Below are 7,901 nucleotides of genomic sequence, written 5' to 3' on the forward strand. Positions count from 1 at the left end.
GACGGGGCCTGCCCCGCCACTTAAAATCAAACGGGCAGGATTATAAACGCCTGCCCACCGTCACAACAGTTGCCTATGCAATATTTTCCTTAACCCAGCCAGGCACCCCTGCAAGGGCGTCCGCCAACTTCGAAGGGTCGTTACCACCCCCCTGGGCCATATCCGGACGGCCACCACCTTTGCCATCCACCTGTGCCGCGAGATGCTTCATCAGATCGCCGGCCTTGATCTTGCCGGTGGCAGACTTGGTTACGCCAGCAACCAGTGTGACTTTGCCATCTTCAACACTGGCCAGCACCACAACTCCTTCACCAAGCTTGTTCTTCAACTGATCCGCCGTTTCCATCAACGCCTTGCGGTCAGCGCCTTCCAGCTCGGAAGCGACGACTTTCAGGCCGCCCACCTCAACCGCGGAACCCGCCAGATCGGTACCGGCGGAGCTGGCCAGTTTGGCCTTGAGGGCGGTCACTTCTTTTTCCAGCTGACGGTTCCGATCCACGGTTTGCTGAATTTTCTCGATCAGCGATTCCCTGGCCCCCTTCACCAGCCCGGCGGCCTGTTTCAGGGTTTGCTCGGTTTCATCCACCCACTCCAGGGCGCCAAAGCCGGTGACGGCTTCAATACGGCGAACGCCTGAGGAAATGCCACTTTCAGAGGTAATCCGGAACAGGCCGATATCGCCCGTGCGCGCCACATGGGTTCCACCACACAGCTCGACGGAAAAGTTATCGGAGCCCATGCTCAGCACCCGCACGGTGTCACCGTACTTCTCGCCAAACAGTGCTACTGCACCTTTTGCCTGAGCCTGCTCCATGTCGGTGACTTCCGTCTGTACCGGCGTGTTAGCGAGAACCTGCTCATTCACCTGGCGCTCAATTTCCTTCAACTGCGCCGGCGTAACAGCCTCAAAGTGGGAGAAGTCGAAACGCAGTTTATCCGGATCCACCAGCGAGCCCTTCTGGCTGACATGCTCGCCCAGCACATTACGCAGAGCGGCATGCAACAGATGGGTGGCAGAATGGTTGCGTTTGGTGCGCTCGCGGCGGGCATGATCGATACGGGCGTCTACTTCCAGCCCGGAGAACAGCTCGCCTTCAATGACGGTGCCAATATGAAGGTGGTTATCCCCTTCCTTGCGGGTATCGGTTACCTGAAAACGACCGCCACTCCAGGTCAACAGACCGGTATCACCTACCTGACCACCGGATTCCGCATAGAACGGCGTACGTTCCAGCACCACAACCGCTTCGTCCCCGGCTTCGGCCGCTTTTTCTTCATCGCCCACAATGACGGTGCGAATCGTTTCATGGCCATCAATCTGCTCGTAACCGGTAAACTCCGTCTTGCCTTCAATCGACAGGCCTGCGGCGTTGTAATCAATACCGAATTTGCTGGCGGCACGGGCGCGCTCCCGCTGGCTTTCCATGGCCTTTTCGTAGCCTTCATAGTCCAGGGACAGGCCACGCTCGCGGGCGATGTCATTGGTGAGGTCCACCGGGAAACCGTAAGTGTCATACAGGGTGAAAATCGTCTCACCAGGAATGACGTCGCCCTTGAGTTCCGCGATGTCCTGTTCCAGCAGGCGCAGGCCCTTGTCCAGGGTCTTGGCGAACTGCTCTTCTTCCTGCAGCAACACCTTTTCAATCTGCTTGCGGCTGCTGACCAACTGGGGATAGGCTTCCCCCATCAGCTCAACCAGAGCACCGGTGAGCTTGTAGAAGAACGGCTGGGTAGCGCCCAGCTTGTTGCCATGGCGAGCGGCACGGCGAATGATTCGGCGCAAAACGAAACCGCGCCCTTCATTGGAAGGCATAACGCCGTCGGAAATAAGAAACGCACAGGAACGGATATGGTCGGCAACCACCCGTAGCGATGCTTCGGTGGTGTCGACACTGCCCAGAATACCGGAAGCGGCTGCCAGCAGATCCTGCATCAGGTCGATTTCGTAGTTGCTGTGAACGCCCTGCAGGACAGCGGTAATGCGTTCAAGCCCCATGCCGGTATCCACCGATGGCTTCGGCAGATTCAGCATTTCGCCGTCAGCCGTGCGGTTGTACTGCATGAAGACCACGTTCCAGATTTCAATGTAACGGTCGCCGTCTTCTTCCGGACTGCCGGGAGGGCCACCGGCCACATCCGGGCCATGATCGAAGAAAATCTCCGTACAGGGGCCGCAAGGACCGGTGTCACCCATCTGCCAGAAGTTGTCGGAGGCATAGGGCGCGCCCTTGTTGTCGCCAATGCGTACAATGCGCTCAGCCGGAACGCCGATTTCCTTGTTCCAGATGTCGTAGGCCTCATCGTCCGAGGCATAGACGGTGACCCACAGTTTGTCTTTGGGCAGCTTGAGCCAGTCGTCACCGGTCAAAAACGTCCAGGCGTAATTGATTGCTTCGCGCTTGAAGTAGTCGCCGAAGCTGAAGTTACCCAGCATTTCGAAAAAGGTGTGGTGACGCGCGGTGTAACCGACGTTCTCAAGGTCGTTGTGCTTGCCGCCGGCACGCACGCATTTCTGGGAGGTGGTCGCGCGGGTGTAATCGCGCTCTTCACGGCCAAGGAACAGATCCTTGAACTGGTTCATCCCCGCATTGGTGAACAACAGGGTGGGATCGTCCGCCGGTACCAGCGAACTGCTCGGCACAATGGCGTGCCCCTGCTGCTTGAAATAATCCAGAAACGCCTGTCGCAACTCTGCGGTTTTCATAGCCCTTTGATACCCTTCTATAAACCCGTCGGGGTCCACGATTGAGAACACATACTTACATGCGTGTGCAAATCCGCTACTCTAGCACACGCCGAGAACAGGAAAAACGTGAAACATCACAGGAGACCCCATGCCCCGACGCTTTCATGACGCCGAGGAATTGCTGCCACCCGCCACGTTTATTAAACGACTTCTGACCATTATTTACGATGGGCTGATCTGCATTGCCGTGCTGCTGGTAGTAACCTGGATTTACACCATGATAGCCGGGTGGCTGACGGGGTGGGATCGTTATCAGGAAATGGCTGAAAGCGGTGCCCTGGGCGGCGATCCGCTGCTGACGTTTATACTGTTCCTGGTGCTGTACCTGTTTTTCGCTTATTTCTGGACACGCACCGGCCAGACACTGGCCATGCAGGTCTGGCGCATTCGCATCGAAAACCTGGATGGCACGTCCGTGAGCTGGTCACAGGCCCTGCTCCGCTACGCCACAGCCGCAGCGATTTTCTTCTTAACGCTGCTGGCCTCTTACTCTCTGGGAGTGATTACCCTGATGATCACCATACCGGCCATGCTGTCTCTGTTCTGGCCCATTAACGGCCTGTCCGTTACCGACCGCATCTCAGGCAGCGTGGTGGTCCGGGTACCCAAACCCGAGAAAAAATAGCGTTACTGTCTCACCCTGTCTTACCCCGCCCGTCGCATCAACACCGCACCAACGGCGGCATTGATCGCGATGGGCAACAGAATGGCCAGCACCGGGTTAAAGCCGAAGACAAGACTCATCGGGCCGAGCAGATCCTGCATGTATTTGAACAATAGCCCGACGATCAGGCCGGTAAAGACCCGGAACCCCATGGTCACCGAGCGCAAGGGCCCAAAAATAAAGGAAATGGCCACCAGCACCATCACTGCAGTACCCAGCGGCATCAGCACTTTCTTCCAGAACGCCAGCCAGTAGTTGGCCGAACTCAGTCCCTGCTGGTCCAGATAACTGGCGTAGGTATATAGCCCGGTCATCGGCAGATTTTCCGGCTTGACGATGAGCACGCTCAGTACGTCAGGGGAAAGCCCGGTTTCCCAGCGCAGGGTCTCGTGGATCTCCTGGGTCAGCTGATCCTCACCCATCACCGTGGTGCTTACGTTCTCCAGCCGCCAGTGATCGCCCTGATAGGTCGCGCGCTCGGAAAAGCTGGCCGAAAGCATCCAGCGGTCGGCGTCGAAACGGAACAGGGAAACGCCCTGCAGTTCGCCATCCGGGCTGACGGCGTTGAGGTGCATGAACACATCCCCCTCGCGATGCCAGATACCCGATGCCGTGGCAATGTTTTCCCCGGCCCCCTGGGCAATCGCTTTCTGGCTCTGGGCCATGCGCTCTGCCGGCGGCGCAACGTATTCACCAATCACCAGCCCGATCATCACCACAATCAGCGTGGGCTTCATTGCAGACCAGACAATGCGTTTGATGGATACCCCGGCCGCACGGATAACCGTCAGCTCCGAGGAACTGGCCATCGCCCCCAGGCCCACAAGACACCCCATAAAGGCACCCAGGGGCAGATAATCGTAGATGCGGCGGGGCAGCGTCATAAACACGTACCACAACGCCTGCAGTGTCTGGTAATCGTTACGGGCGTCATCCAGCTCGGCGATGAAGCCGAAAATCAGGTCCAGTGAGAGCACGACCACCATGACCAGGAACATCGCTCCGCCAACCGTGCGCATGACGTATTGATCAATTTTATGCACGAGCCCGGCCCTCCCTGATCAGACGACGCTTATACATCCAGGCGGGGCCAAACTGGAGCCACAGCCCCAGGGCAAGGAAAATCACGTGCACCCACAACAGGCCGATCCATTCCGGCACCTTGCCACTGGCGAGCGCATCCCGGGCCACGATCAACAGGCCAAGATAGGTGATGTAAACCAACATCGCCGGCAATAAATGAAAGAAACGACCCTGGCGGGGATTCACCCGGCTCAGCCGGACCGCCAGAAGGGTGACAATGGGAACAATCAGCGGCAAGGTGAATCGCCAGTGCAGCAACGCCCGGTCTTCCAGATTATCTGACGCCATCAGGTCCAGGGTACTGACACCCTCTTCCAGCTCCTTGTCACCGCCCGCGCCAGTCTGGATTTTCAACCCGTAAGCATCAAAACCCGTTACCTGATACTTGAGTTGACCGGGCAACCCCTCAAAACGCCCGCCCTCTTCCAGTATCAGGAAACGGCTACCGGTCTCCTGATCAATCAGCTGGGAACCGGACTCCGCGGTGATGATGGTCAGCCCTTCACGACCGTATTCGGCGATGAACACACCCTCCAGCACCCGCTTGTCATCACTCAACCCTTCGGTATAGGTAACCCGACCGCCAGACTCCAGATCCTGAAAGCGCCCCGGGGCCAGCATTTCAAACTCCGTCGCCTTGCGCTGCTCATTAAAAATCGCCTCCACCTGCTTCATGCCCCAGGGAGAGACATACAGACTCATGGCTCCCACAGTCAGCATCACCGGTATACTGGCAAGCAGGGTTTTGCCGAGCACCTGGCGATCGCTCATGCCACAGGCAAAAAGCACCGTCATTTCGCTCTCAAGGTACATTCGCCCGTAGGCGAGCAAAATGCCGATGAAGAAACCGAGAGGCAGGATCAGTTCCAGGAAGCCGGGAAACCGGTACGCCATGATCTGGAACAGCACATCACCGGCCAGTTCGCCGGCGGCAGCCTCAGCCAGATACTTGATAAACCGGCCACTCATGAAGACCAGCAGCAAAACACCGGAGACGGCGAGCATGCTGATCATGGTCTGGCGGGTAAGGTATCGGAAAACGATGCTCAAAACGTTGTCTCTGGCCGGAACGGATCGTTGTCAGTGGATGGAAAAACGACGGGGCTATTCTATGTAACCTCAGGCTTGATTGACAGTGCCGAAGCTTAAGGAACTGTCACCGCTTGATAAATCGGCCTGAAACCCCAATGCTAGAGACATTACCCGCAAGGTTACATCACTTCTTGCACTCAATCAGAATCGCACTCAACCAGAATCAAACAAGGGAGTTGCCATGAACTTCAGCCTGAGCAGTAAATCGATCACCAGCACCAAGGCAGACTGCCTCGTCATCGCCCTTCCTGAAAAAGGTAACTGGCCTGACAGCACCACCCAGGCGGACGAAGCTCTTGGCGGGCTGATAAAGAAACTGCAGAAGGCCGGCGACGTTACCGGCAAGAACGCCACTACCGCGATGATCCCCGTTGCAGACCAGCCATGGGAACGGGTTCTGGTGATTGGTACCGGCAACGACAGTGACCGCACACCGGCGAATTACCGCAAGGCCCTGACCGCCATGATGGGCCAACTAAAGGACAGCGCCTCGAAATCCGTCCTGATTGCCCTGGCGGATACCCCCGTCACCGGCGAAGAGGCGGTAAGCTCTGAAAGCGCCCGCCTCAACCTGATTGGTCGCACCCTGGAAGAACAGCTATACACGTTCAATGAGTTCAAGAGCGAAAAGCCCAGCGCGCGAAAACTGAACAAAGTGATCGTTGCCGCCTCTACCGCAGGCAAAGCCCTGAAGGATGCGTTCAACCTGGGCCTGGCAACCGGCCGCGGCATGAACTTCACCCGCGACCTGGGCAACACGCCGCCAAACATCTGCCACCCCACCTGGCTGGGCGAGCGGGCAGAACAACTGGCCAAGGACCATGACGTCATCAAGACTGAGATCCTTGACGAGAAACAAATGAAGAAACTGGGCATGAACAGCCTGTTGTCCGTTTCCGCAGGCAGCGCCCAGCCGGCCAAACTGATCGTCATGGAATACCGTGGCGGCAAGGCCAAGGACAAGCCCTACGTGCTGGTGGGCAAAGGCATCACCTTCGACACCGGCGGCATCAGCCTCAAGCCGGGCGAAGGCATGGACGAAATGAAATACGACATGGGCGGCGCCGCCGCCGTGTTCGGGGCGATGCAGACCATTGCCGAAACCAAACCGAACATCAACGTCGTCGCCGTGATCGCCGCCGCCGAGAACATGCCCAGCGGCACCGCAACCCGCCCCGGTGACATCGTCACCTCCATGTCCGGTCAGACCATCGAAATCCTCAACACCGACGCCGAAGGCCGCCTGGTGCTGTGCGACGCCCTCACCTACGTGAAAAAATTCGACCCGGAAGTAGTCGTCGACATGGCCACCCTCACCGGCGCGTGCATCATCGCCCTGGGCAGCCACGCCACCGGCCTGCTGAGCAACAACGACGAACTGGCCAACGAACTGCTGGCCGCCGGTGAACGCGCAGGCGACCGCGCCTGGCGCCTGCCGCTGTGGGATGAATACCAGAGCCAGCTGGACAGCAACTTCGCCGACATGCAAAACATCGGCGGCCGCCCTGCCGGCACCATCACCGCCGCCTGCTTCCTGTCGCGCTTCACCAAGGAATACCGCTGGGCCCACCTGGACATCGCCGGCACCGCCTGGAACTCCGGCAAAGCCAAAGGCTCCACCGGCCGCCCGGTACCCATGCTGGTCGACTACCTGATGTCCCATGCAGGAAAATAACCCCGAAAACCGACCGGAACCCGGCAGCGCCGCTGCCGGCACCTCCGGACAGGAGGACCCAAACCGGCGCTACTGGTTCCACATCCTCGCCCAGAACACCCCCGCCGCCCGCAACCTCCACGCCGCCAAACTCGTGGACAAAGCCTGGCAGCAGGGCGACCGCGTGTGCGTCGTTTGCGACACCGCCCAACACGCCGAAGAACTGGACGACCTGCTGTGGACCTTCAGCCCGGACGCGTTCATTCCCCACAGCGTTGTGCCCGACTCCGCCACCACCTGCACCGATCCGGTTGGCATCCTGTTATGCCCGCCAGTGGCTGAGGACTGGGACACCGTGATCATTCTATCAGCTACCCTGCCGGCGCATGCCGATCGGTTCAAGCGGCTGGCTTTGGTGGCACACAATGATCCGAATGTTCTCAATCAGGCGCGATCGCATTTCAAGCAGTTGAGGGCGCTGGGGATTGAGCCGAGGGTGCATGATCAGAGGAAGCGGGGGTAAGTTTCGGTTAGGTTGTCGGGTTACGCTTCGCTAACCCGACCTACGTTTGCAGCTGCCCTTGAACTCCCGCGAAATGCACAATGTCAGATCTGCGGAGTCGGAACAGGCTTCCCAAAAATTTCGAAGGCCATGGATGGCC

The 7,901-nt window shown here is 58.4% G+C and carries 6 protein-coding genes; 3 read left to right on the top strand and 3 right to left on the bottom strand.

The genetic code is table 11. From position 1 onward, the window contains the following. Positions 1-73: 73 nt before the first annotated feature. The gene (alaS, locus tag ACJO3M_RS08305; protein ID WP_407000900.1) at positions 74-2,704 is read right to left on the bottom strand and encodes an alanine--tRNA ligase; all 2,631 of its coding nucleotides are present in this window, start codon (positions 2,702-2,704) and stop codon (positions 74-76) included. Between the two features lie 130 nt (positions 2,705-2,834). On the opposite strand from alaS, the gene ACJO3M_RS08310 reads away from it, so the two are divergent. After that, entirely contained in the window at positions 2,835-3,371 is a 537-nt protein-coding gene (locus ACJO3M_RS08310; RefSeq protein WP_407000901.1) for an RDD family protein, read from the top strand. Positions 3,372-3,391: 20 nt separating this feature from the next. On the opposite strand, the gene lptG is transcribed toward ACJO3M_RS08310, so the two are convergent. Then, on the bottom strand, positions 3,392-4,453 hold the full coding sequence (lptG, locus tag ACJO3M_RS08315; RefSeq protein ID WP_407000902.1) for an LPS export ABC transporter permease LptG: 1,062 nt from the start codon (positions 4,451-4,453) through the stop codon (positions 3,392-3,394). Then, a complete protein-coding gene (gene lptF, locus ACJO3M_RS08320; RefSeq protein WP_407000903.1) occupies positions 4,446-5,543 on the bottom strand; it encodes an LPS export ABC transporter permease LptF in 1,098 nt (365 codons plus the stop codon). The genes lptG and lptF overlap by 8 nt, the downstream gene beginning before the upstream one ends. A 223-nt stretch (positions 5,544-5,766) precedes the next feature. Here lptF and ACJO3M_RS08325 point away from each other — a divergent pair, with 223 nt between their 5' ends. Together ACJO3M_RS08325 and ACJO3M_RS08330 are read left to right on the top strand one after the other, a co-directional pair. Beyond that, positions 5,767-7,260: a leucyl aminopeptidase gene (locus ACJO3M_RS08325; RefSeq protein WP_407000905.1), complete on the top strand. Its 1,494-nt coding sequence runs from the start codon at positions 5,767-5,769 to the stop codon at positions 7,258-7,260. Beyond that, positions 7,247-7,762 (top strand): DNA polymerase III subunit chi, encoded by a 516-nt coding sequence (locus ACJO3M_RS08330; protein WP_407000906.1) that lies wholly within the window; start codon positions 7,247-7,249, stop codon positions 7,760-7,762. The genes ACJO3M_RS08325 and ACJO3M_RS08330 overlap by 14 nt, the downstream gene beginning before the upstream one ends. Positions 7,763-7,901 lie beyond the last annotated feature (139 nt).

The sequence above is a fragment of the Marinobacter alkalisoli genome, from assembly GCF_045449795.1.
Taxonomy (GTDB): Bacteria; Pseudomonadota; Gammaproteobacteria; order Pseudomonadales; family Oleiphilaceae; genus Marinobacter.

Excerpts from the sequence above, each read along its gene's own strand:
- alaS (WP_407000900.1), bottom strand. The coding sequence starts at position 2,704 with ATGAAAACCGCAGAGTTGCGACAGGCGTTTCTGGATTATTTCAAGCAG.
- ACJO3M_RS08310 (WP_407000901.1), top strand. The coding sequence starts at position 2,835 with ATGCCCCGACGCTTTCATGACGCCGAGGAATTGCTGCCACCCGCCACG.
- ACJO3M_RS08325 (WP_407000905.1), top strand. The coding sequence starts at position 5,767 with ATGAACTTCAGCCTGAGCAGTAAATCGATCACCAGCACCAAGGCAGAC.
- ACJO3M_RS08330 (WP_407000906.1), top strand. The coding sequence starts at position 7,247 with ATGCAGGAAAATAACCCCGAAAACCGACCGGAACCCGGCAGCGCCGCT.